We start from the raw sequence: 24,177 nt of genomic DNA on the forward strand, positions 1-24,177 counted from the left end.
ACAGCGATCTGGTTCCTATCGCGGTGTATAGCATCAATCGCGGCCATGAATGCATTTATATGATTTTTCGTTTCCCAGCCAAAAACGGCGAGCTTGCCGCTCCTCGTATATCCCTCTCGGCCTCAACTCGAACGTCCTTGTCCAAAATGCTGTGCTGCAAAAAGCTGTCCTCGCCAATAATGCCGTTTTGCATGACGATGCTGTTGCTTACGACAGCACCCTTCTGAACATGTACGCCTCGGAACAGAATGCTGTTGACGACAGTGCCTTCAATCCGGCAGCCGTTTGCGATCAATGAATTCGTTACTTTGGAGCTTCCTAAGTAACGTGCAGGAGGCTCATCTTTGACCTTCGTAAAAATAGGCCCCGGTTGATAGAAAAGCTCCTTCCAGACGTCCGGATCTAGCAAATTCATATTGTTGCGATAATAGCTGCCAATCGTATTGACAACGCCTAAGTAACCCTCGTACATATATCCGTATACCTTCAATTGATCCAATCTCGAGAAAATGGCATGCCGAACGAGATGATCCTGCCCTTGTGCCAGCGAGGTTTCAACCAGCTCCATAAGCAGATCCTTCCTCATGACATACATCTCCATGGAGTTGATGTCGCTTGACATGCGGCCATAGTGATCCTGGATTGCCGTTATGCGGCCTTCGTCGTCCATTTTCACCTTTCTGGCTTTGCCGGTGAGCAGATCTTGCTGCTGCTTGCAGACAACCGTGATGTCAGCTTCGCGCTCCAGATGGAACTGAATAACCTTCTCGAAGTCGATATTGCAAACCATATGACTGCGAGTAATAACGACATAGTCTAGCGATGCGCGGTTGAAATAATCACGCTGCTGATAGAAATGATACAAATCGCCGCGGCTAATTTCTTGAATATCGTCCGTAGCAGGCGGCAGAACGAATAAGCCGCTTTGACGATGCTGCAAATCCCAATGCTTGCCCGATCCGAGGTGGTCCATAAGCGAACGGTATTTGGTATGCGCGAAGACGGCTACTTTCGAAATGCCGGAATTGACCATGCTTGACAGTACGAAATCGATGAGGCGGTACCTAGCGCCAAATGGAACGGTTGCGAGGCAGCGGCCTTGCGTCAAGCGCTCCAGCTCATCCGTCTCATGGATTAAATTAATGACGCCCATGACTTTATGTTTCATGAGTGCTCCACCTCCTGCAGCAAATGGTCGTTGGTTACAAATTGATCCACAGCGATAACCGTAATGGCATCGTCATCAGGGCTTCCGATAGTTACGCCAGCTTGTATGACCGCACCTTCGCCTATAATAGCCCGATATATGCGTGCCCCTTCACCGATTCGCACGTTCGGCATGACGACGGATTCCGAAATAACCGTATCTTTGCCAGCCTTAACCCCGTAGAACAATACGGATCGATCCACGCTGCCTTCAATCAAGCACCCTTCCGTAATTAAAGAAGCGGAAACCTCGGCGTGCGCTCCGATATGCTGTGCAGGCTGATTCGGGTTTACGGAGTATATTCTCCATTCATCATCCGCGAGCTCCAAAGGAGGCTCATCAGCCAGGAGATCCATATTCGCTTCCCATAGGCTCTCGATTGTGCCGACATCCTTCCAATATCCTTTGAACGGATAGGAATGCAGCCGTTTGCCGTCACGCATCATCGCAGGGATGAGATCCTTGCCGAAATCATGGCTAGAAGTACGGCTTGCTTCATCATAGATCAAATACTTTTGCAGTTCGGACCAAGTAAAAATATAAACGCCCATGGAGGCGATATTGCTCGTTGGATTTTTCGGTTTTTCTTCAAACGCCGTGATGCGGTCCTCGTCATCGATATGCATGACGCCAAAGCGGCTAGCTTCCTTCCAGTCGACCTCGATACCAGCAATGGTCACATCGGCGCCGGAGCGCTTATGATGCTGAAGCATTAATTCATAGTCCATTTTGTAAATGTGATCGCCAGAAATAATAAGGACATACTCCGGATTATAAGGTTCAATGAAGGACATATTTTGATAAATGGCATTAGCGGTTCCTTTGTACCATACGCCGCCTTTTTGCTTCATGAACGGCGGCAATATCGTCATGCCACCATCCCTTCTATCCAGTCCCCAAGGGCTTCCGATCCCCAAGTAACGGTTAAGCTCAAGCGGTTGATATTGGGTAAGCACGCCTACGGTATCAATTCCTGAATGAGCGCAGTTGCTCAGGGTGAAATCGATAATTCTGTATTTCCCGCCAAAATAGACAGCTGGCTTCGCCAAATCCTTCGTAAGCACACCTAATCTTTTACCTTCTCCGCCTGCGAGCAGCATAGCGATCATTTCTTTACGGCCCATGGACACCAACTCCCTCTCAATGTGTGTTCCCCGAATCTAAGGTGATGAACAGGAATGCCAAGGGGGGTAAATGAAGCGTAATGCTTTGTTCGTGACCGTGCCAAGAGACCCGTTCGCTATTGTAGCTCTTCTGTACAAGTGATTCCGTTCCGCCAAATTGCTTGTCGTTGCTATTCATTAAAGAGCGATAAGTGCCTGGCTCTGGAACACCGATACGAAATTCCCCGTAGTCATTCCTAGAGAAATTGGCAAGTACGACTGTAAAGTTCGAATTGCCGCGGCGGATAAAGGATATGACGGATTGCTCCGCATTATGAACGTCAATCCATTCGAAGCTGTCATGTTCGCTGTCCCGCTCCCAAAGCGAGGCTTGGTCGACGTACAGGCGGTTTAGCGTTTTGACGTAATGGTGCATGCTTTTATGCATATCGTATTCCAGCAGCATCCAGTCCAGCATGTCGCCGTCCTTCCATTCGTCATACTGGCCCCATTCGCTGCCCATAAATAAAAGCTTCTTGCCTGGATGGGTCATCCAAAAACCGTAAAAAAGCCTCAATTGGGCGAATTTCTCTTCGTAGCTTCCAGGCATTTTGTTCAATAGTGAACGTTTTCCATGCACAACCTCGTCGTGCGAGAGGGGTAGAACGTAATTTTCAGAAAAAGCATAAAGGAGCGAAAATGTGATGAGATGGTGGTGGCTTGAGCGTTCGGACGGATCAAGCTCCATATAGCGCAGCATGTCGTTCATCCAGCCCATATTCCATTTAAAATTGAATCCGAGGCCGCCTTTGTAGGTCGGTGACGTAACGGCAGGCCATGCGGAAGAATCCTCAGCAAGCATAAGCGTATCGGGGTAATAATGAAACACGGTTTCATTGAGCTTCTTGATGAAGCGGAGAGCATCCAGATTGTCTGGACCGCCTAAGTAGTTGTAAGTATGCATTTCGGGCGGTTTGTCCATGTGCAGATTAATCATGCTGGCAACAGCGTCTACACGCAAACCGTCAATATGGTACATTTCCATCCAGTACATCGCATTCGAAATGAGGAAGCTGACGACCTCTTCCTTGCCGAAATCGAAAGCAAGCGTCCCCCAGAGCGGTTTCTCGGCTCGTTTGGCATCCGCCCCTTCAAAGATGGGCGTACCGTCAAACAGGCGCAAACCGTGGTCGTCTTTGCAGAAGTGGCCGGGAACCCAATCCAGTATGACGCCAATTCCGGCTTGATGGCATTTGTCGACGAAGCGCATCAGCTGCTTTGGGGTGCCATAGCGGCTCGTCACGGCGTAAAAGCCCGTAATCTGGTAGCCCCATGATTGATCCAAAGGATGCTCGGCGATCGGCATCAATTCGATATGCGTATAGCCCATTTCAGCGACATACGGAATAAGATCATCTGCCAATTCTTCATACGTAAAAAAATCTTCTTTTCCTTTGATTTTCCATGATCCGGCGTGAACTTCATAGATTAGCAGCGGGTTGGTGTAGGCGGGAAGCTTCTGTTTCTTCTTGCTCCACTTGGAGTCCTTCCACTTGTAGCCGCTTAAGCTTGTCACAATAGAGGCTGTTCCAGGACGGCGCTCCGCGAAGAAAGCGAATGGATCTGCTTTCCTGATCATGCTGCCATCCGGCGTAACGATTTCGTATTTGTACAATTCGCCTTCTCCGATGTCAGCGATGAACAAAGAAAAAATGCCTGTATCATCGATTCTTTCCATCGCGTGTTTGATACCTGACCATTCGTTGAAACCGCCGATCACTCGGACATTTGCAGCTTGTGGAGCCCAGACTGTAAAACGAACGCCGTCTGTACCGTCCACTCGAACGGGGTGAGCACCCATAAAACGGTAGCTGTGGTAGGAAGTGCCTTGATTAAACAAATATAAGTCCTTGTGCGAAAGCCCGTTAGGTGCCGTTTGAACCATTCTTTGGTTTCACCCCCTGTTGGATGATCAATGACGAGTCAGAATCAGCAGAGCTTGCTATACTTTATCCACATTATACATGGTTTGGTGAAAAAAACACAGTCGTTTTCATAGAATTCGACAGTTTAATTTAAGTCATGTCAGTTTAAGTAACATTACTCTGACTCGACCCCATAACACGCTGGATATAATAGTGCTTCGCGCAGAATCCCTTCGTTATTGACGCTTTGGTGCAATTTACCCATTTGCAGTTGGAGACCTGCTTTACTCTGCGAGGCCTGACTGTATTCGGATCTCCGTGCCTAAGTAACCGCTGGTGATGCATCGCACACAAATCTTTCGCTTTAATTGGCTTCAAACAGTTTTCTATGCTGCAATGGTTCATGTTCAGTCCCCCTGAGTGCTGCCTCTATGATAATTTCTGAATGCATGTATTATCTGCTATCATATTATCGGGAAACTGAATTAGAATAAAGCCTGCTGTACGTTTATTACAGGCGGTTTAGACCAATCTAAACGCCATATGCACCGTGTAGGTATACATTAAGCTACCGAGTTTAATTAATTAAACCAAAATACCGAATCTGAAACATGCACGGAAATGTCAAATTCACGTACTTGTTTGTTGCTATCGTCTATTTTATACTTTTAATTGATAATTAGGTAAAAGAATGGAAATATGAGGAGTGTTTGTTTTTGTCGATTTACAGTCAAGTTTTTCAATTGCTGCATCAGCCCATGCTTATTTTGGGTCAAAATGAGCATGGGGTCCGGGTCGTGGATGCCAATCAGGCATTTCTAAGACTTTCAGGCTATACGCTGACGGAGCTTCAGTCCAAAAAGGGACAATATCTCTTACAAAAATACAATATCGATACAACCGTTCAGGTTTTAAAAAGCGAAGTACTGTTGCAAACGAAGCTTAAACAGCAAATTTCCGTGCGCATTGACCAGCAGCCTTTGCCGGCTTGCTCAGAGGACCACTGTACCCGTTCCTTTGTCATTTTCGAAGATTTGACCCCCTACAAATGGATCGAGCAGCAAGCGGAGAAAAATAAAATATTGATCAGCGGTATCGTAGACCGCCAGCAGCATATCCGATTTTTGAGAGATAGCTTAGCGCCGCTATTATTTGAACCCGATCAAAAAATGCAAAATGAAACGCTTATGCAATTCATAGCTGATTCCGAGCATGTGAAAATCATGAAAATCATTCAGGAAACCTATCTGCTTAAGAAAGAAAGAAGCTTAACGCTCAAGACTAGCAAGCTTAGCGGAATCGAATTGGAGCTCTCGGTCACTTTCGCCCCGATTGTTGACGGATTCGGCGAAGCGCATGAGTTCGCGTTTGTAATATGGGATTTGAAGCCAGTCGACGATAAGATTGACGCTTCATTGAAGCTTCGCATATGGATGGCAAAACGGGATATGACAGCCGGCCATTTGTCGACGGTAACGGGCATTTCCATTCAAACGATATCCAAGCTGCGCAATGGCAAAATATTAAAGCCCCAAAGACTCACAGCAGAGCTGATCGCTTCGGAGCTTCAAGTGGACGTGCAAGAAATTTGGTTAGAGGTTAGAAAATAAAACTACCGGATAAAGCTTGTAAGCTCATCTGTGTACAAGAGATGCAGCTCATGCATCGCCCTTGTACAAGCGGTGTAGAACAATTTCCGTTCGCTTTCGCGCCCATAATGCTCTTGATTGGCGTTCCCGATGATTACAGCATCAAATTCAACGCCTTTTGCCAGATAAGAAGGTATGACGATTATACCTTTTTCGAACGTGACGGTTTCCTTCTCGATTAACCTTGCGCTAGGCAAATAAGGGAGCAATGCGGTGTGCATGCGTTTGCCCTCTTCCGCTGTTTTGCAAATAACGGCTATTGATGAATAGCCCGTCTCCACCAGCTTGTTGACACGGCTGTAAACCTCGCTCGCGATTTGCGCCTCGGCTTCCACCTTAGTAATCGTCGGTTCTTCTCCATCACGATTGAACGGCTCGATAAGGTCTCCGCCTTCGATCATCTTACTTGTGAATGCAACGATCGGCCGGGTAGAACGATAGCTCCGTGCCAAAATGATTTTTTCGGTTTCTTCCTCGCTGAACAGATCGGCTAACGGATCAAAGCCGTTGCCTGATACTGCATGGGCGAATATCGACTGATTGAGATCCCCTAAAACGGTCATTTTGCAATTCGGGAAAATGCGCTTGAGATAATGATATTGGAAAGGCGAATAATCCTGAGCCTCGTCAATGAACAAGTGCTTCACAAGCGTATTCGTATGAAAACCCTCCAGCTTTTCTTTTAAATATAAGTAAGGCGTCGCATCCTCATACAAAATTTCGCCGCCGTTAAGCTTAGCCAGCGTTTGCTCGCTAATATCCGCCCAGTTTTCCGGCAGCTCGTGCGAACCTTCAAACGCTTGCTTAAATGCTGCGGTATCGGATTCGAACAACCGCTTATAGATCATTGGAACATCCAAGAAGAGCAATCGCTTCACGCGTTTTCTCAGCTTTTTGAATTTCTCCTGCACGACCATCGCTGCCAAAAAGTCCCGCTCCGCATCAAAATCATCAAAAGAATTGCCGGCAAACCGGTTTTTCCGCTGCAATTCATCGAACGCCTTCGCGTACGCTTCCTGATCGAGCAGCTCGATCTCCTCATGCACCCAATCCTGCTCGCGTTCCTCGCGGCTGAGCCTCGTCAGCTCCTTCAGCATCCACTCCGCGGTTAACCGCATTCGATTGCCGATAGATACCGTCCGGTCCAGCTTATAAAATTGCTCTTCAATCGCCGCTTCGCTGATTAGGGAACGTCCCTTAAAGTTGATCGATTTGAAAGAGAGACCAGCTTCACTAAGACCAGCAGCATAGCTGTCAATCAAATGCATGAAGGAAACGCCCGATTTATACGTAATGCCGTCGATTCTTGCCTCATAGCCCGGATCGCTTGTTTCTGCTAGGGTATACTCCATTTGGGAAAACGGATCTTCGAGTGCAAACGTTTTGCCCAGCCTATGCTCCAAATATTGCTGGTACGTCGTTTGCTGCATATTTTGCTCGCCTAGTTCGGGCAGAACGGTTGCGACGTAGCTGTTGAACATGGGGTTTGGCGAGAACAAAACGATTTGATCGGCTTGCAGAATGCCTCGGTAGCGATAGAGCAAATAGGCGACACGCTGCAGCGCGGCAGACGTTTTGCCGCTACCAGCCGCACCTTGAACAATCAGCAGCCTAGCCCGCTCATTGCGGATAATTTGGTTTTGCTCGCGTTGGATCGTAGCCACGATGCTTTTCATTTGAGCATCAGACTGCTTGCCGAGCACCTCCTGCAGCAGCTCATCGCCAATCGTGACTCCTGTATCGAACATGCTGCGTATTTGCCCGTCACGAATGATGAATTGGCGCTTGAGTGTCATCTCGCCCTTGATCTTCCCGCTTGGCGTTTCGTACGCAACCGGTCCTGGACCCGAGTCGTAATAAAGGCTGGAGACGGGTGCGCGCCAGTCATAGATGAGATACTCATAGCCGCTGTCATCAAGAAGAGAGCCCACTCCTAAATAGATGGGATCGGCCTTTTCCTGCCCCTCCTCCGCTAGGTCAATCCTTCCGAAATAGGGGGAGTGCTCGAGCTTCAACAAAGTTTTCAGCTGTTCTTCAATATGGCGATGGCTGCGCTCCCGCTCCGAGAGCACCTCCGCTTGCTGCTTCATGCTTGCGTGCGATTCAGCAGATTCCGCCGCATCCTCGAAATTCAACGTTACGTCATCCCAAAAATTACGCCGTATGTCCACGATATCGTCACGCATGCCGCCTACCTGTGCTTGAAAATCCTCAATTCGAGTTCGAATCACTTCCGTTACTTGATCGACGCGCTGCTGCTCTATCGTTCGTTCCTTATTAACATTCGTCACGAAATCACTCCTTACGGATTAGTTATGCATTTGGATAATTAGTTCGCCTTCAAAACGGTATCATCCATTTTACCATCTTCTGCCGATCAATGAAATGCGGCGAAAACTATTGCCGAGGCTGATAGTACCGTTTATAATGACAAAGGCAGAAATGGAAGCAACCAGACTCGCCTTGATGCAATCCGCGGTTCGCAAACTCCCGCGTTATCAAAACTAGGAGGTAACAAGCAGTATGTTTAACTTGTGGTTTGGCGCGATTTTTATGCTCGTGCATTTTTCGCTATTTCTTCTTTCCTATCGGTTCTTCGGACGAATAGGCATCTATGCTTGGATCGGCATGGCAACCGTGCTTGCCAATATCCAGGTCGTCAAAACCGTTGATATCCATGCCTTTGGCATCGTCATTGCCATCACGCTTGGCAATACGATGTATGGCACCATTTATTTGGCTTCAGACTTGTTGAACGAGAAGTACGGTGAGAAAGCTGCCAAAAAAGCGGTTTGGTTCGGTTTCTTCACGCTGGTTGCCACGACCGTTATTATGCAGATGGCTCTCCTCTTTCATCCGTTAAACGAACCATTCCCACTCGAAGTGCAAGGCGCGCTTGAAACCTTATTCGGTCTAATGCCGCGTATCGCACTCGCCAGCCTTTGCGCCTATTTCGTAAGCCAGTTTCTGGATGTAAGGATTTATTCGTTTCTTAAGCGAGTTTGTCCTGCCCCAAACCAACTATGGATTCGCAACAACGGCAGCACGGCGGTAAGCCAGTTGGTGGATACGTTTATTTTTTGCACGATTGCCTTCGCGGGAGCTCCTGGCTATGACAGCAAGCTATGGCTTTCGATTTTCCTGTCGACCTATGTCATCAAATTTATCGTATCGATCTGCTCAACGCCGTTTCTGTATGCGGCAAGAGGTTTTGTTTTCAAAGAAGACAACACCCTATAGGGGTTGGAAAAGCGGGATGCCTACTACCAGGCATCCCGCTTTGTCTCCAAACAGCTTAAGGCATAAATCCGATATCATCCAGCATGATCTTGCCGGGACCGTCCAAGAAGCGGAACGTAATCGATTTAATTTCATTCACGTCTATAGACGTATTATCATAGCTGAACTGTTCCAGCGGCAAGGTGAACGTTTGAAATACAGGCTCCGTTGACTCCTTGTATTTCTTGTTTTTCATTCGATCTTCAAGCCAAGAGTACGTCATGAACGAGGTGTACACTGGCGGTACAACGGGCATAAGGTCCGCTATCTCTACCTCTGCACGCTCACCCTCGGTCGTCGTTACTTCAATTTCAACAGCTGGAAGCGGCGGAAGCCCGATTTCGTTAGAGCGCTCCGCGTCTGCAGCTTCCGCTTTCTCATCAGCCAAGAAATCACGCTCCAAGTTTGCCATCGAGAAAACAAGCTTTGTACCGGTCGTATCCTCGTCTTGCAAGCTTGTTTCCATGGGGAGCTCAAGCTCATATTGTGCGCCAGCCTCATCCCATTCCAGCTCCATGCCTTTCGTACCTTTGTTATTGCCGTCTCGATCCTCAGCAGCTGCTATGCTCCAATCTGTCATGCCCGAAACGGCAGCCTTCCCGCCGTTTTTCAGCACCGTTTTCCCTTTGCCGTCGTCATAACGCGTTATAGCCTCAAAGCCCGACGCTTCATACCGGTTAATGTACGATGTTTCTGGCAGCCATTCCAGCCCGTAGCGATAATCGGCAAAAAGAGGCTTGTAGCTGGACTCTCCCAGCAGCGTCGCCTGAAGAAACGCTGATACGTACACCTTGGAAATAAGACGCTGCTCATCCGCTTGCAGCAGCTCTTTGCGATTCAAAAACAACCCACCCGGCGGTCGTTCATCCATTCTTCCCCATGCTGAATTAAACTGGCTATGATTCGCATCAGCTATATATAATGCCGCCTTAAACCGATCCGAATCGTACGAAAAGGTTGTACGCCCATACTGGCGGTCACCATAAAAGTTGTTTACGTCAGCGTCTCTAGCGCCTTGCAGCGTCAAATAGTTGACGCCCGACAATCTCGCCGATTTATCGTCTACCTGCTTATCTGTCGGGGCGATGGCAACAACGGACTGAATCGTAATATCGCTTAAGCTACCAAGGGTTTGATCCTTGCTGAACCACTTATCGGCATCAGCAGCCATGGCCACAGCTTGGCCGCCTCTCGAATGGCCAATCATTGCAACCTGATCAAAATCAACTTGATCTGAAAGCGGATTTCCCTCCGATTCATGAAACGACTTGATTTGCTGCAAATGCTTGAGCAGTACCCATGCCCGTACCTTCATGTCATTGTTCGGGATTCCTGACCAAACGGAATAATTCAAAAAATTCTCATCTACGGATACCGCTATGATGCCTTTGCTTGCAAGGAGCTCGCCTAGATAGCCGTAACCGCCATCCGAGAAATCCTCCATGAGGTGATTCCCATGAACGATAAGCGTTAGCGGGAATGGGCCATCGCCTTTTGGCATCCAGACACGCCCGTTAAGCGGAAGCTCCTGCTCATCGAATCCCCAAAACCATGTTTTCAGCTTTGACCATTTGGTAATGTAAGCAGTTGCATCGACTTGATTCGATTGGATATCTACATTCTCGCCGAATATTTTCCTATGCTTATCGTAGCCGCTGCCATATGTGAAGGCTTGAACCGCATATGCGCCTGTCTCAGCAGGGTTTGCCGCATCCGGCAGGACAATGCCGCTTGCCTCGGCAAACTCGCGCTGAGGGGTTGCTGCTGCCCCCGTCCAATCTACGGCTTCATAGGCAATAACGACGGAGGCGGCGAATAACAGGCCAATCGCTGCTTTGCTGCTTGGTCGTATGTTCAGATGCATGAGCAGCGCCAGCAAATACCCCATCCCTAAGCCGATCAAAGTAAAAATAACGGAAAATAGAATAGACATGATGATGCCGAGCTCCGCGAAATATAAAATCAAATAAGTTTCCACGGCTGCGTAAAGGAATGCCGCCGTCAGCTTGCGAGGCAATGGTACGTACATGATGGCTAAAAGAAATGAAACCAACTCGACAGCCAGGCTCATTACGATAATATTAACCGATAGGAAAGCAAGAATATCGATAGCTGTACCAAAACCTGTCGGCATGCCAAGCACTGCTGCGAGCATAGCCAGCGAGGCAAAAAAAACAACGCTTCCCGCAGCGACACGCGAGCTGTACCCGTTGCGTTCGTTCCGCGCAGCAAATCTCGACTTTATCCAGGCATACGTTCTTCTCCGCCTGCTTATCGGCGTTTCGGCATATTGATGCAGCCCGGGCTGTTCAGGAACATGCGGCTCTAATTCCATAGAGCACCCTTCACGGTTAGCCAGCTACGGCCTTCCCGGCGTTCAATCTCGACTGGCACGGAGAAAAACTCGCTCATTAAGCCTGACGTCAGCACCTCGGATGTATCGTTAGCCGCAAACACTTGTCCTTCCTTGATCAGCAGCGTTTTTGTGAAACAAGGCAATATCTCTTCTACATGGTGAGTCACATAAATGATCGTTGGCGAATGTTCCTCTTTGGCTACGCTAGCAATCATATGCAGCAATTGTTCCCTCGCAAATACATCTAGACCGGTACACGGCTCGTCTAGAATGAGCAGCTTTGGCGAAGCCATCAGCGCCCTTGCGATTAATACGCGCTGCCTCTCCCCTTGAGAGAGCGTATCGTAAGTACGGTTCATCAAAGCCGTGCAGCCCAACGAGCCCATCAATTCTTCTGCTTTTTCCTGATCCTCGGCATCCGTATGATCGTACAGGCCAATCGTAGCGAATTTCCCGCTAAGCACGATTTTTAACGCGGTTTCGCTGCCATATAATTTCTGCTGCAGAGAAGTGCTCACCCAGCCAATGCTTTTTCTAAGCTCGCGCAAATCAAATTCGCCGAATGTCTTGCCAAGAACCGACATCCTTCCCTCCGTTGGCCAAATATATCCGTTGATCATATTTAGAAGTGTCGTCTTGCCCGAGCCGTTAAGTCCGAGCAGGCACCAATGCTCGCCAGTTTTCACTTGCCAATGAATCTCCTTCAATATCCGTTCGCTGCTGCGATCCCATGAAACGCTTTGTATATCTATAATCATCGTTAGCACTCCTGTTCATTGACCATGGCTGTCTCTAAAAATTTGACTTCGATTATCATATCGCCCATTATTATAATACAACGTTTCCAATCATGCACGGAACGTGCCGTCCATAACTCTACCTAAACCTATACATATTAGTAATATCAGGAGTGAACTTGCAAATGAAAACCAACCAACTGAAGCAATGGGCTCATTTTTTTCTTACTTATAAATTTGCGCTTGATGCCGTAGAAACGAAGCTTAATATTCTGAATGAAGAATTTCAATTTATTCACGACTACAACCCGATCGAACATATGAAAACCCGAATTAAAGCTCCGGAGAGCGTCATGCAGAAGCTGCAGCGCAAAGGCCTGCCGATCACGCTGGAAGACGCGAAAGAGCATATTCGGGATATCGCCGGCGTACGCGTGATATGCTCCTTCTCGACCGATATTTATCAGATCGTTGATATGATAAGCAAGCAAAGCGACGTTCGCGTTGTCGAGTTGAAGGACTATGTCATCAACCCGAAGCCTAACGGCTATCAAAGCATCCATTTACTCATTGAAATTCCTGTTTTTTTGACGGACCGTACAGAAAACGTACTCGTAGAAATTCAAATCCGCACAATAGCGATGGATTTCTGGGCAAGCCTTGAGCACAAGATCTATTATAAATTCAATGAACAAATTCCGCCACATATTCAAGAGCAATTAAAAGGCTCAGCCGATATGATTCATCTCCTTGACAGGCAAATGCTAGCGCTTAACGTGGAGGTGCAGAAGCACCGCGAGCAAGCGCTCAAATAAAAAGAAGCTCCGGCCCATGGAAAAGGGCGGAGCTTCTTTTGTTATGATCCGTTAGGTTATCGCGTAATAAAGCGGAACGATGATTAAATTCAATGCCAATGCTATTAGTCCGATTGCCATAGACCAACCTCCGAGACCGCGAGCGCCTTGCCGGTAAGCCATGAAGCCCAGCACCGTCGCCGTAGCTCCCATCAATACCGGCCAAATAAACCATGACGCAATCGCAAAAACCAGCGATACCCATCCAAGCGCATATCCGCCCGATCTCGTATCTGCCCGTTCCGCTCTCTCCACATGCCGATCTTCTCTCCGCTCCGTGTTCATGACTGGATTCCCCACTGCAAAATCCGCAGCCATTTCTTCATTTACATCAAGCAAGCGATCCGTCCCCATAACAGGAAGGCTTGTTCGTGCCGACCGATCTCGATCATCCAACAATTTTTTATAATCGTCTTCATAATTGCCCATCGATCATCACTCCTTAGGTTTGAAAGTCAAGCAGCACGTGGACTTGGATTGCTCGGCTTCATCTTGATGGAATAAGCCAAGCTCGTCTCCAGCAAATTCTTCGTTGAAATGGGCGCCTGCATGCTGATCGATTTCAATATTGATTGCACTCGCTCCGCAGTTGTTGCCTTCCTTCCAGAAGCTGCAATTCGCTACACTACATGACACGCCTTTCGGCATAAAAAATCACCTCCACTATCAAGTTTCCCTGAGTGGAGGTGATTCATTCTGCCTTATTTTTGTCCTTGCATGCGGCGCTGCGTCATATAATCGTTTTCGTAATATGACAATTCGTCACGCAGCTCCTCGAATACTTTGGATACGCTAAGTACGATGCCGCGTGATTCGCGAGTAGGCTTGAAGCGGAACCGGATGGCATCCTGGCCCGTATAGGCGTAACGGCCATCCTCGGAGTAGCACTCGTTCTTCGGATAGAAAAACGCGCTTACGCATTGATGGTAAACTTCATACAGCACGCGTTCCGCATAATCAGTATCGAAATTGGGACGTCTGAGCAATACTCCCAGCTTTTCAACCGAGACTTCAGAAAATACCAATAAATGTCTCAAATCGGATAAAAGGCCTTTGTAGAAATTTTGAGCTTCTTCCCCATTATCTTCACCGGTTAATTGGAGCAAAGCGTTGTTATTCAGAAACGGCTCTAATTGATTAACCGCATCCTTAAGCTTCGTTCGAGTTGATTCCGTTAGCGCTTTGACGTTAGCAGTTGGCATATAGGTAGTTCCCCTTTCATAATCCAAACACGCGTAAAAACTACAATCATTATTATCGTACCACAAATTACATTGAGATGGTACTGGCGATTAACGGTTTCATTCGCATATTTTCCGCCTCGGAACCCGAACCTAAGGATTAGAATCTGCTCTAATTCAGAACGAACAATGGAGGTTTCCGAAATGCGTAGAAAATGGATTGGCGCTTTAACCATTCTAGCCTTGGCAGCTCTGCTTATACCTACGACCCCTTTATTCGCGCCTAAAGAAATCAAAAAAGAACCACAAACCTCAAGCTTCTCGGCCAAACGGGAGCATACGCTTAAGATGGCCTCGGTACAATCCGACGTGAAAGCTACGGCAATGCTCTGCGCATCGGAGTGCTCAAAAGATTTTCAGAAGCTAATGCAAGCGTCTATGGGCTCCAAAGCAGCTGCCAGCGAGCAAATACAGCATATGATGCATGAGCATATGCATATGAATTACATCAGCTGGATCTCGGGAAAACGAAGCGTTGATCGCGGTACCATGCCCAAAACGGATAATCGTCAAATAGAAACCTACGTGAAGGATGCAAAAGCCCAGGTTAGCAAAGGGGCCAAATATGAATCGGATGCCTTAACCGCAAAGGACGGCAGCCGTTATATGGTGCTTGGTGTTCCTGACGCGAAGCATGTCGGAATTGGCGTAGTAGGCGTCATCAAGCAGGATATTCTGAAATCCGTCGAGCAGCACCAGATGCGCAACTTGCGGTTAATCCCCTACCCGGCTGAAGGAAATTACAAGATTGAATCCGTTAAACCGAATTCAACCACGGATACGACCGTGCGCAGCGGCGAGGATAACGGGAATGCCAGTCATTATCATATCCGCGATGTTGTTGTCCATTTCACGAAGCCATTGACGCCGGACGAGCTCGAACGTGTCAAAAGAGACATAAACGCGGAATCCATGAAGCAGGTTGGCGATACCTTCATCTTCCGATCGAGAAATATTGAAACTGACCAGCTCGTTCAATATTTCAAGCAGACATGGAATACCGAATATACGGAGCCGCATTATTTGTATATGACCAATGAGAGCACCTCCATCGTACCCAACGATGCCTTATACTCCGAGTATCAATGGAACTTGCCTTCCATTGAAACAGAGAAAGGCTGGAATATATCCAAGGGCAAAGATGAGGTCGTTATTGCGGTTCTCGACACTGGCGTGCAGAGCAACCACCCTGATTTGAAAGGAAAAATCACAAAAGGCATCAACATCGTTGATGAAACTGCAGAACCGGATGATGACGTCGGTCACGGCACGCATGTATCGGGAATTATTGGCGCTACCGTTAATAATAGCGAAGGCGTGGCGGGAATATCCTGGCACAACAAAATCATGCCGGTTAAAGTGCTCGACAGCAGCGGAGCGGGCTCAACCTATTCGGTTGCGCAGGGTATTATTTGGGCAGTTGACCACGGCGCAAAAGTGATTAATATGAGCCTCGGCAACTACGCGCAAGCCGATTTCCTGCACGATGCCATCAAATATGCCTATGAGCATGATGTCGTCATGATAGCGGCAAGCGGCAATGACAACACGGATCGTCCAGGCTACCCTGCGGCTTATCCGGAAGTATTCGCTGTCGCGGCAACGGATAGCAATAAGGAAAAAGCTTCTTTCTCCAATTATGGCGACTACATCGACGTGGCTGCTCCAGGCGACAGCATCGCAAGCACCTATCCTGGCAGCCAATATGCCGCGTTGTCTGGAACATCCATGGCAAGTCCGCACGTGGCTGCATTGGCTGGTCTCATTCGCTCTGTGAATCCGGAATTGTCTAACGTGGAAGTGATGGAGCTCATGAGGACTTCGGCAAGTGACTTAGGAGCTAAAGGCAAGGACGATTATTTCGGGTACGGTGAGATCGATATCGTTAGGGCGCTCCAAGCAGCTTCAAAGTTCGGCGGAGCCTTGCAAACTTATCCCGACCAAGTAAAAAGGCGGCTTGAACGAATTGCATCGCAACCTGGAAAATAAAAAATAGGCACAATAAAGCACCCGTCGCATGCGATGGGTGCTCTTTGTTAGTGTTATAAAGTCGTGCGGAAAGTTTGCCGTAAGCCGGGTTCTGTACTTCTAGTGGTCCAAACGGGAACGACCCTCCCACGATGAAGCGACAATCATCTATCTAGGCCGCACATTGCTATACGGCTCCAGCAACCAACCCGGACGCGCCTCAGGCTAAGGCTGCAGCTTAGGGGCTGCGGCGTCCTCTCGGTCTTGCTCCAGATGGGGTTTACCAGGAACATAGTCACCTATGCTCCTCGTGGTCTCTTACACCACGGTTCCACCCTTACCTGTACCGGCATAAAGCCGGCCATCGGCGGTCCATTTCTGTGGCACTATCCTTCAGCTCGCGCTGACTGGACGTTATCCAGCATCCTGCCCTGCGGAGCCCGGACTTTCCTCTCGCGGCAACAAGGCCGCCAGCGATTGTCTGTCAAACTTTCCGTGGCATCGTTAAGTATACAAGCAATCGGGCAAAAGCTCAACCCTCAAACGATTACCTAATTCAAATCGTCACCCGCTTCTCATGGATACACGGCAATTTTATATGAAAGTGAAGGGCTCTGTATGCAAGGTTGAAGCAATAGCCTTGGTTTTAGATTTGCTGTCTGCAAGCTGTTCATTCAGCCACTCCGCTACCTTGTGCTTCATGATCTTTTCGATATTGTGGCCGGGATCAATGATCGATATGCCCGCTGCAAGCGCATCATGCGCCGTATGATAATCGATATCTCCCGTCATCAATACGTCAGCCCCGGCGAAAATAGCATGCCTTACATATCTCGAGCCAGAGCCTCCAAGCACCGCCGCCTTCCGGATCACGCGGTCAAGCTCTCCGACTACGCGTACGGCTGGAACATCGAATACCACTTTTGCTCGCTCAGCAAGTTCTCCAAGCGTCAAGGGTTCCGCAAGCTTGCCTGCGCGTCCGAGTCCAAAGGATCTTCCCTTCAAATCAACCGGATATAAATCATAGGCAACCTCTTCATAGGGATGAGCTTTCAGCATCGCCTGTACCGTCTTGCGGTGTACGCTGTATGGAACAATCGTCTCGATTCTAATTTCTTCCGTTCGTTCAAGCTTGCCCTGTGACCCGATGTAAGGCTCTGTACCCGGCCCTGGGACAAAGGTACCCGTGCCCTTCATGTTAAAGCTGCAATTGCTGTAGCTGCCAATCTTGCCTGCTCCTGAGCGCCAAATCGCTTCTAATACCTGCTCATGATGGCTTTCGGGAACAAACACAACTAGCTTGTATAGTTTATCCGTATGGACTTCTTCCAAGGATTGTCTTCCTTCCGGCATGATGCCGACAAGGTCAGCTATCCAATCATTGATCCCGCCGTCCGCAACATCCAGATTGGTATGTGAAATATAGACTGCAATATCATTTTTGATAAGCTTCTCGTACATTTTGCCCGCTGCCGTTGAAGTATCCAGCTTGGCTAGTGGACGATAAATGATCGCATGATGTGCGATGATTAGCTCTGCTCCTGTCTCTATGGCTTCCTCGACGACTGCATCCGTTACGTCCAATGCAACCAAAACTTTTGTAATCGGTTTATTCAATGTGCCCAGCTGCAGGCCGATTTTGTCATTCTCAACCGCATAATGCTTCGGTGCTAGCTGCTCCATTAGCTGGATGACGGATTGTCCGTTCGCAAACATTGCAAAACCTCCTTAATCACATTCATTTCAGCCAGAAAATGCTCCCGCTTGATGGCCGATTCGGGCAGCTCAGAGGTCGCCAGCTGACCACAAATCCGCTCCAGCTTGTTGAATTCGTGCTGCCACTTCTTGTACAAAACCTGCTGAGGCTGACGCAGCAAGTATGGCCCCATTTGAAGCTGTACTAGAAACCATTGTTCCGCTCCAAGCTTCATCCGTTTGTTGCCCGAATGATACAGTTCATGGTTTCTTGTCTCTGCATCATCCATGCGAGCGGCATGCAGAACTTCATATATCTTCCCATCCTCTTCGATAATGCTTTCCGATTTAAGAAACCAGTTATGCTTCAACAGCCATTTGCGCACGAGCTCCTCGCCTACATTCGGCTGCAGCACAAGCTCCGTTACTCCTTCAAGCTTTCCTTCGGCATGACCCGCTTCAAGAATATCACTCATCAAGCTTCCGCCCATGCCGGCAATCGTAACCGTATCCGCTTCGTTTGGAAGCAGCACGCTGAGCCCATCTCCTTGGCGAACTGTCAGACGTGCCGTTAGGCCTGCATCAGCTCCTTGCTTTCTAGCTGCCTCGTAGGGACCGCGGTTAAGCTCTCCGGCAATGGCTGTCGGCGACACATTCGCCTGAAGCAGGTAAACGGGAAGCATGGCATGATCCGAGCCGATATCAGCTACTCGATTTCCAATTGATACATAATCCGCAATCTTCTGCAGACGTTTTGATAATTTCAACATTATACAACCCACACCATCCATCGTTTTCGCATTAAAAATAATAAGCCGCCGCCAATCGCGATTTTAATAATTAGCTGCAGCTGCAGCCAAGCCAACTCGTCAGCGAACATCACGGCATATAGCTCCGGCATGAACCAAACTAGCGAGCATGTCGCAAAGAGCACAGCCGATACGGCTTTTGACCAGCGGTGCACAAACCAACTGCCCCAACCAAACAAAGAAGCGATCGGCAGCCAGTACAGCTGAATTTCATACCACTTGGAATCCGCCGTAAACTCCGATAGGAGCCAAGCGTATACAAGGATAACCGCAAGCCAGCCGCTAAAATGCAATGCCGGTATACGTGCCGCAATTCCGTATGTAATCCAAAAGATCGCGCTGAATGCCAGTAGGCCTGTTCTCCAGCCCCAATGGTCTAGTCCATGAACGTTCAGCATGTATAACCCTCCGCCTAGAAGGAGCAGCATGCCCGTGCTGGTGATTGACAATCCGGCTGCTTCGTTACGCCCTCTCAGACGTTGTCCGATGCGTAAAAAAACAACCGTTCCAAGCGCTACGACAGCCATTTGCAATAGCGGATGAAATTCGTTAAAATAAAGCACAACAAAGGAAATTAAGGTAAAAGTTCCAAATGTAAGGATCCATTGCATTCCCGTCGCTTTTTGCACAGCAGCAATTGCTTTTCCTACTGTATTTTGCTGTTCTTTGTTCGTATGGATCGTTTCTTGATCAGCATATAAATTCAGCAGAAAGTCACAGTATTGATCCGGAAGCAGCTTGCTGCGTCTCCAATGATCAATTTCTTTCACGATAATTTGCCGACGATCCTCATTCATCGTATTTCGCTGTCCTTTCGGTCCCGATTGATTGATTAATTGGCCTAAATCTAGTTAGATGCTGTATGAGGCCCGCTCTTTAGAAAAAAGACCTCGCTGCAAGAGCAGAAAGGTCAATATCCCAAACATATCGTATTTATTCAAGAAAATCCTTCAACCGCTTGCTGCGGCTTGGATGGCGAAGCTTGCGCAGTGCTTTGGCTTCAATTTGGCGGATACGCTCGCGAGTTACACCAAAAACCTTGCCTACTTCTTCAAGTGTTCTCGTACGGCCGTCATCAAGTCCAAAACGGAGACGCAGCACGTTCTCCTCACGCTCGGTCAAGGTGTCCAGCACATCCTCAAGCTGTTCCTTCAGAAGCTCATAAGCCGCTGCATCAGCAGGAGCAAGCGCTTCTTGATCCTCAATGAAGTCTCCCAGATGGGAATCGTCTTCTTCCCCGATCGGCGTTTCAAGCGATACTGGCTCTTGCGCTATTTTCATGATTTCCCGAACTTTTTCCGTACTTAGCTCCATCTCGGCAGCAATTTCCTCTGGCGTCGGTTCACGCCCAAGCTCCTGCAGCAATTGACGGGATACCCGAATCAATTTATTGATGGTTTCCACCATATGAACCGGAATCCGAATTGTACGTGCTTGGTCAGCTATCGCGCGAGTAATGGCCTGACGAATCCACCATGTAGCATACGTACTAAATTTGAAGCCCTTTTGGTGGTCAAACTTCTCAACAGCTTTGATTAAGCCCATATTGCCCTCTTGGATCAAATCGAGGAACAACATTCCACGCCCTACGTACCGCTTCGCGATACTGACGACCAACCGAAGGTTTGCTTCAGCCAGTCTACGTTTAGCCTCTTCGTCGCCATTCTCGATACGCTGCGCCAGCTCGACCTCGTCATCCGCAGAAAGAAGCGGAACCCGACCGATTTCTTTTAGGTACATCCGTACAGGATCATTAATTTTAATGCCTGGCGGCAATGCAAGATCATCATCGAAATTAAAGTCATCCTGCTCGCGCTCTTGCTCTTCCCCTTGGGCAGCGAGTGGATTTTCTTCATCGTTTTCGTTCAGTACCTCAATCCCAAAATCATCGAGCTGTTCGAAAAATTCATCAATTTGTTCAGGATCCTGATCGAACGGAGCCAACTTATCCATAATTTCTTTATACGTCAAAGATGACCTCTTCTTGCCTTGTTCAATCAACTGATCCTTTACATGATCCAGTTTTTGTTCGGTATCTAGTTCAGTATGTTGATCATTCGCCATATTCCGACTCCCTCCCCCCTAGAAACGATCTTCCTGTCGCCCTTTAAGCTGTCTCTCTAGGGTTATAATCTCACTTGCTATTTGTGCTGCTGCCAAAAAATCTCCGGTACGCTCAGCACGCACCATTTCTTCTTTCTTACGATCAATATCCAGGTACTGCGGAACCTTTAGGATGTCTTGAATATAAGCGTTCATCGTCGTATCGTCGAATGGAAAGTCACTGTCCATCATCAGAATCGATGCTGCCGTGCGCTCCAACCGATCGTCAAGCAGTGTTGCGATAAAACGACTCGCATCCGGATCGTAGCCTTGAGCAAAATAAGCGTATAAATAAGCAGCAAGAGCTGCGTGATCCTCTACATTAAACGCATCGCCTAATCGTTCATGAACCGCTTGTGCAACCTCCCGATCCCGCATCATGACATGCAGCAACCTTCGTTCTGCATGCGTATAAGCGGGCATTAGAGTAGGCGGTCCAGACTTTCGGGGCTTTTCATTCCTACCATTATTCCACGAATTGTCGTTATTATCCCCTTGCGGTTTCTTTTTTTGCAGCTCTAGTCTGATTTGGTGACAGTCCTGCTTCAAGGCGTCAAGAGAGATATCGAACTCGCGGGATATTTCCTTTAAGTAGACCTCGCGTTCCGTTGATGAATCAAGCTCCGCAACAATTTGTACCGCTTCAAGCAGATAGTTCTTTCTACCTTCTTCTTTTAGCAGTATATGGTTTTTCCTTGAATATATAAGCTTAAATTTTGTTACCGATACCGGCTGGTCCATCGTATCCCGCAGGAATGCTTCAGGGCCGTATTCACTTATATAATCGTCGGGATCCTTGCCTTTCGGAAGCATCGCCACCGACACTTTCAATCCCGCGCCTTCCAGCATCGGAATTGATTTGTGCGCCGCTGCTTGTCCGGCATCGTCACCGTCGTAGCAGACGATAACCTCCTCGGCTTGACGCTTCAGAATGGCGCAATGTTCATCGGTCAAAGCCGTTCCCATTGTCGCAATGCCGTTTTTGACACCGGCACTCCATGACTTGATGACATCCATGTAACCTTCAAACAATACGACCTGCTTGCTCTTGCGAATTGCCGGCCGCGCATTGTGCAGGTTATAGAGTGTTCTGCTTTTCGTAAACAGCATCGTTTCCGAGGTATTCAAGTATTTCGGCTGTCCTTCGCCTATAATGCGACCCGCAAACGCGGTAGCTTTGCCGTCTCGATCCCAAATCGGAAACATAATGCGATTGCGAAACCGGTCCACATATCCACTCCCGTCAGCTTTAGCCGAGAGCAACCCGCCTTTTTCCATCAGTGCTAAGTCGAAACCCCGATTCGTCAAAAACCGAGCAAGCAAGTCCCATTCCTCAGGCGCGTAACCGAGCATAAACTGATCGATCAGCTTATCGCTAAGGTTCCGCTCCCGCAAATACTGTTTGGCGGCTTGACCCTGCTTCGTATTATTGAGCACATGGTGATAAAGCTTAATGGTAAGCTCATGCGCCTCAATAATTTTGGCTCGGTCCGCATCATGCGGAGAGGCTTTGCTTCCTTCGGGTGAGCCCCATGTTATGGGCATTCCCGCATCGAGCGCTAGCATGCGAACGGCCTCGGGAAATGAATAGCCTTCCATTTCCTCATAAAAGCGGATGACGTTTCCGCCTTTCCCGCAGCCATAGCAATGGTAAATTTGGAGCTCCGGCGTAACTGTAAACGAGGGAGTCTTCTCCGAATGGAACGGACATAACCCCTTCATATATTTGCCGTGCTTCGTGAGATGAACGTATTTCCCGACCGTCTCTACGATGTCATAATGCTTGCGAACCGCATCAATGATCTCCTCCGGTATTTTATTACCGTATGTCATCGTTCATCACCTTCATCCTAGTAACACGTAAATAATATTCGCTATACGTCATGGTTCTCCTGCTCATTTCGCAAAACTTTTGTCAACTTTTGTTGAAATCGATCACGATCATCGTTATTCATTGCTTTAGGCCCTCTTGTTTTGCCGCCGGTTCGGCGGCGTTTAGCAAGCTCATGCCTTCGCTCCATCAAATAATCGATGTTGTCGTTCGTATACTCTTCCCCTCGCGGAGACAATACGATTGCTCCTTTGCCGATAGCGATGCATGCCAAGCCGAAATCCTGCGTAACCACGATATCCCCACGCGCAATATGGTTAACGATATACAGATCGACGGATTGATTGCTCCGGTCGACCTGTACGATATCTACGCCTTGCTGCGGCTCAAGCCTGTGGTCATGGGAAGCAACCATCAGCACCGGAACGGAGAAAGCTCTGGCCGTTTCGCCTATTTCTGTTTTTACCGGGCATGCATCTGCGTCAACCACAATAGTAGGCTTCTCTATCCGAATAGGTGATCACCGCTCAGTTTCGTATTCTTGTCCTATACTATTATATACGGCATGACTGCAAAAAATCCTGCCGCCTGCTGTTACGGCATCCGTACATATTCCATAATCAAGCTGGCGGTTTCTTCGACAGCCCGGTGCGAGACGTCAATGATGACGCATCCGAGCTGCTTCATAATATTATCGGCATAAAGAAGCTCTTTTTCAATACGGTCCGGCGTCGCATAGGATGCATTATTTGGCAGACCCAATGCTTTAAGCCGTTCCTTCCTAATCGTATTCAGATAGGGAACGCCGATCGTTAGCCCGATTACTTTCCGCTTCGGAATTTTGAACAGCTCATCCGGCGGCTTGAGCTCCGGCACGAGCGGCACGTTGGCAACCTTGTATTTTTGATGGGCAAGATACATCGACAAAGGCGTTTTGGACGTTCGGGATACGCCTACCAATACGATATCTGCCTTAAGTACGCCTGAAGTATCCCTCGCGTCATCATATTTAACTGCGAACTCGACCGCCTCTACCTTACGGAAATAGTCCGCATCAAGCACATGGTTGAGTCCCGGTTCTTGACGAGATTTGCGGCCGGTGCGCAGTTCAAGTGTTTCTATGAATGATCCCAATAAATCAATAGCCTTTACGCCATGCTCATCGGCAAGTTTTTTCATGCAGTCGCGGAGATCCGGAATGACTAGCGTGTAGATCACGATTGCATCGACTTCCTTAGCCTGCATAATAATGCGCTGCAAGCCTTGTTCCTCTGTAATAAACGGAGCTCGGCGAATTTCCGTATGAAGCGGGTGAAATTGAGCGATTGCCGCACGCACGACAAGCTCGCCCGTATCACCAGCCGCATCGGATACGACATAGACGATTACTTCGGGATTTAAACGTGACATGATCCTTCAT

The 24,177-nt window shown here is 48.2% G+C and carries 20 protein-coding genes and 1 other RNA gene; 4 read left to right on the forward strand and 17 right to left on the reverse strand.

Features of this window, described 5'->3' with window-relative positions; genetic code table 11:
• Window positions 1–55 precede the first annotated feature (55 nt).
• From glgD to glgB, 3 genes are read right to left on the reverse strand one after another with little or no spacing between them, the layout of a single operon-like run.
• Window positions 56–1,168, reverse strand: coding sequence for a glucose-1-phosphate adenylyltransferase subunit GlgD (gene glgD, locus AC0YN3_RS18040; RefSeq protein ID WP_475776357.1), 1,113 nt, complete (start codon window positions 1,166–1,168; stop codon window positions 56–58).
• Window positions 1,165–2,331, reverse strand: a complete 1,167-nt coding sequence (locus tag AC0YN3_RS18045; protein ID WP_475776358.1) for a glucose-1-phosphate adenylyltransferase — start codon at window positions 2,329–2,331, stop codon at window positions 1,165–1,167. Before AC0YN3_RS18045 ends, glgD begins: the two co-directional genes overlap by 4 nt.
• 16 nt (window positions 2,332–2,347) lie before the next feature.
• Window positions 2,348–4,255 carry a 1,4-alpha-glucan branching protein GlgB gene (gene glgB, locus AC0YN3_RS18050; RefSeq protein WP_475776359.1) on the reverse strand — a complete coding sequence of 636 codons (1,908 nt, stop codon included), beginning with the start codon at window positions 4,253–4,255 and terminating at the stop codon, window positions 2,348–2,350.
• Between the two features lie 696 nt (window positions 4,256–4,951).
• On the opposite strand from glgB, the gene AC0YN3_RS18055 reads away from it, so the two are divergent.
• Entirely contained in the window at window positions 4,952–5,845 is an 894-nt protein-coding gene (locus AC0YN3_RS18055; protein ID WP_475776360.1) for a helix-turn-helix domain-containing protein, read from the forward strand.
• Window positions 5,846–5,847: 2 nt separating this feature from the next.
• Here the strand turns inward: AC0YN3_RS18055 and helD are convergent, their stop codons facing one another.
• Window positions 5,848–8,175 (reverse strand): RNA polymerase recycling motor HelD, encoded by a 2,328-nt coding sequence (helD, locus tag AC0YN3_RS18060; protein ID WP_475776361.1) that lies wholly within the window; start codon window positions 8,173–8,175, stop codon window positions 5,848–5,850.
• 232 nt (window positions 8,176–8,407) lie between these two features.
• Here helD and AC0YN3_RS18065 point away from each other — a divergent pair, with 232 nt between their 5' ends.
• Window positions 8,408–9,124 carry a queuosine precursor transporter gene (locus tag AC0YN3_RS18065; protein ID WP_475776362.1) on the forward strand — a complete coding sequence of 239 codons (717 nt, stop codon included), beginning with the start codon at window positions 8,408–8,410 and terminating at the stop codon, window positions 9,122–9,124.
• A gap of 55 nt (window positions 9,125–9,179) precedes the next feature.
• Here the strand turns inward: AC0YN3_RS18065 and AC0YN3_RS18070 are convergent, their stop codons facing one another.
• Entirely contained in the window at window positions 9,180–11,498 is a 2,319-nt protein-coding gene (locus AC0YN3_RS18070; RefSeq protein WP_475776363.1) for an alpha/beta hydrolase family protein, read from the reverse strand.
• Window positions 11,489–12,277 (reverse strand): ABC transporter ATP-binding protein, encoded by a 789-nt coding sequence (locus AC0YN3_RS18075; RefSeq protein WP_475776364.1) that lies wholly within the window; start codon window positions 12,275–12,277, stop codon window positions 11,489–11,491. Before AC0YN3_RS18075 ends, AC0YN3_RS18070 begins: the two co-directional genes overlap by 10 nt.
• 164 nt (window positions 12,278–12,441) lie before the next feature.
• Between AC0YN3_RS18075 and AC0YN3_RS18080 the strand changes: the two genes are divergently transcribed.
• Window positions 12,442–13,071: a GTP pyrophosphokinase gene (locus AC0YN3_RS18080; RefSeq protein ID WP_183559768.1), complete on the forward strand. Its 630-nt coding sequence runs from the start codon at window positions 12,442–12,444 to the stop codon at window positions 13,069–13,071.
• A 51-nt stretch (window positions 13,072–13,122) separates the two neighbouring features.
• Here AC0YN3_RS18080 and AC0YN3_RS18085 read toward each other — a convergent pair whose 3' ends face one another.
• From AC0YN3_RS18085 to AC0YN3_RS18095, 3 genes are read right to left on the reverse strand one after another with little or no spacing between them, the layout of a single operon-like run.
• On the reverse strand, window positions 13,123–13,539 hold the full coding sequence (locus AC0YN3_RS18085) for a DUF4190 domain-containing protein (protein ID WP_475776365.1): 417 nt from the start codon (window positions 13,537–13,539) through the stop codon (window positions 13,123–13,125).
• Window positions 13,540–13,545: 6 nt separating this feature from the next.
• On the reverse strand, window positions 13,546–13,758 hold the full coding sequence (locus AC0YN3_RS18090) for a DUF1540 domain-containing protein (RefSeq protein ID WP_475776366.1): 213 nt from the start codon (window positions 13,756–13,758) through the stop codon (window positions 13,546–13,548).
• 53 nt (window positions 13,759–13,811) lie between these two features.
• A complete protein-coding gene (locus AC0YN3_RS18095; RefSeq protein WP_475776367.1) occupies window positions 13,812–14,312 on the reverse strand; it encodes a YpuI family protein in 501 nt (166 codons plus the stop codon).
• A 183-nt stretch (window positions 14,313–14,495) separates the two neighbouring features.
• Here AC0YN3_RS18095 and AC0YN3_RS18100 point away from each other — a divergent pair, with 183 nt between their 5' ends.
• Window positions 14,496–16,340 carry a S8 family peptidase gene (locus AC0YN3_RS18100; protein WP_475776368.1) on the forward strand — a complete coding sequence of 615 codons (1,845 nt, stop codon included), beginning with the start codon at window positions 14,496–14,498 and terminating at the stop codon, window positions 16,338–16,340.
• A 65-nt stretch (window positions 16,341–16,405) separates the two neighbouring features.
• On the opposite strand, the gene rnpB is transcribed toward AC0YN3_RS18100, so the two are convergent.
• The 8 genes from rnpB to AC0YN3_RS18140 form a co-directional block, all read right to left on the reverse strand.
• An RNA gene (gene rnpB, locus AC0YN3_RS18105) (RNase P RNA component class A) lies at window positions 16,406–16,812 on the reverse strand.
• A gap of 101 nt (window positions 16,813–16,913) precedes the next feature.
• Window positions 16,914–18,035, reverse strand: a complete 1,122-nt coding sequence (locus AC0YN3_RS18110) for a Nif3-like dinuclear metal center hexameric protein (protein ID WP_475776369.1) — start codon at window positions 18,033–18,035, stop codon at window positions 16,914–16,916.
• Window positions 18,002–18,784, reverse strand: coding sequence for a tRNA (adenine(22)-N(1))-methyltransferase (locus AC0YN3_RS18115; RefSeq protein ID WP_475776370.1), 783 nt, complete (start codon window positions 18,782–18,784; stop codon window positions 18,002–18,004). Before AC0YN3_RS18115 ends, AC0YN3_RS18110 begins: the two co-directional genes overlap by 34 nt.
• Window positions 18,784–19,620, reverse strand: coding sequence for a hypothetical protein (locus tag AC0YN3_RS18120; RefSeq protein WP_475776371.1), 837 nt, complete (start codon window positions 19,618–19,620; stop codon window positions 18,784–18,786). Before AC0YN3_RS18120 ends, AC0YN3_RS18115 begins: the two co-directional genes overlap by 1 nt.
• Window positions 19,621–19,756: 136 nt before the next feature.
• The gene (rpoD, locus tag AC0YN3_RS18125; RefSeq protein ID WP_053376806.1) at window positions 19,757–20,887 is read right to left on the reverse strand and encodes an RNA polymerase sigma factor RpoD; all 1,131 of its coding nucleotides are present in this window, start codon (window positions 20,885–20,887) and stop codon (window positions 19,757–19,759) included.
• 18 nt (window positions 20,888–20,905) lie between these two features.
• Entirely contained in the window at window positions 20,906–22,759 is a 1,854-nt protein-coding gene (gene dnaG / locus AC0YN3_RS18130; protein ID WP_475776372.1) for a DNA primase, read from the reverse strand.
• Between the two features lie 41 nt (window positions 22,760–22,800).
• On the reverse strand, window positions 22,801–23,250 hold the full coding sequence (locus AC0YN3_RS18135) for a YaiI/YqxD family protein (RefSeq protein ID WP_475776537.1): 450 nt from the start codon (window positions 23,248–23,250) through the stop codon (window positions 22,801–22,803).
• Window positions 23,251–23,351: 101 nt separating this feature from the next.
• The gene (locus AC0YN3_RS18140; protein ID WP_475776373.1) at window positions 23,352–24,167 is read right to left on the reverse strand and encodes a pyruvate, water dikinase regulatory protein; all 816 of its coding nucleotides are present in this window, start codon (window positions 24,165–24,167) and stop codon (window positions 23,352–23,354) included.
• Between the last annotated feature and the right edge of the window lie 10 nt (window positions 24,168–24,177).

The organism is Paenibacillus sp. J22R232, assembly GCF_056269165.1.

Bases quoted from the DNA above. Each gene is read 5' to 3' on its own strand.
- AC0YN3_RS18085 (WP_475776365.1), bottom strand. From the start codon at position 13,539: ATGGGCAATTATGAAGACGATTATAAAAAATTGTTGGATGATCGAGAT.
- AC0YN3_RS18120 (WP_475776371.1), bottom strand. From the start codon at position 19,620: ATGAATGAGGATCGTCGGCAAATTATCGTGAAAGAAATTGATCATTGG.
- glgB (WP_475776359.1), bottom strand. From the start codon at position 4,255: ATGGTTCAAACGGCACCTAACGGGCTTTCGCACAAGGACTTATATTTG.
- AC0YN3_RS18045 (WP_475776358.1), bottom strand. From the start codon at position 2,331: ATGGGCCGTAAAGAAATGATCGCTATGCTGCTCGCAGGCGGAGAAGGT.
- AC0YN3_RS18115 (WP_475776370.1), bottom strand. From the start codon at position 18,784: ATGTTGAAATTATCAAAACGTCTGCAGAAGATTGCGGATTATGTATCA.
- rpoD (WP_053376806.1), bottom strand. From the start codon at position 20,887: ATGGCGAATGATCAACATACTGAACTAGATACCGAACAAAAACTGGAT.
- AC0YN3_RS18110 (WP_475776369.1), bottom strand. From the start codon at position 18,035: ATGTTTGCGAACGGACAATCCGTCATCCAGCTAATGGAGCAGCTAGCA.
- AC0YN3_RS18100 (WP_475776368.1), top strand. From the start codon at position 14,496: ATGCGTAGAAAATGGATTGGCGCTTTAACCATTCTAGCCTTGGCAGCT.
- dnaG (WP_475776372.1), bottom strand. From the start codon at position 22,759: ATGACATACGGTAATAAAATACCGGAGGAGATCATTGATGCGGTTCGC.
- AC0YN3_RS18075 (WP_475776364.1), bottom strand. From the start codon at position 12,277: ATGATTATAGATATACAAAGCGTTTCATGGGATCGCAGCAGCGAACGG.
- AC0YN3_RS18080 (WP_183559768.1), top strand. From the start codon at position 12,442: ATGAAAACCAACCAACTGAAGCAATGGGCTCATTTTTTTCTTACTTAT.
- AC0YN3_RS18140 (WP_475776373.1), bottom strand. From the start codon at position 24,167: ATGTCACGTTTAAATCCCGAAGTAATCGTCTATGTCGTATCCGATGCG.
- glgD (WP_475776357.1), bottom strand. From the start codon at position 1,168: ATGAAACATAAAGTCATGGGCGTCATTAATTTAATCCATGAGACGGAT.
- AC0YN3_RS18065 (WP_475776362.1), top strand. From the start codon at position 8,408: ATGTTTAACTTGTGGTTTGGCGCGATTTTTATGCTCGTGCATTTTTCG.
- AC0YN3_RS18070 (WP_475776363.1), bottom strand. From the start codon at position 11,498: ATGGAATTAGAGCCGCATGTTCCTGAACAGCCCGGGCTGCATCAATAT.
- AC0YN3_RS18090 (WP_475776366.1), bottom strand. From the start codon at position 13,758: ATGCCGAAAGGCGTGTCATGTAGTGTAGCGAATTGCAGCTTCTGGAAG.
- AC0YN3_RS18095 (WP_475776367.1), bottom strand. From the start codon at position 14,312: ATGCCAACTGCTAACGTCAAAGCGCTAACGGAATCAACTCGAACGAAG.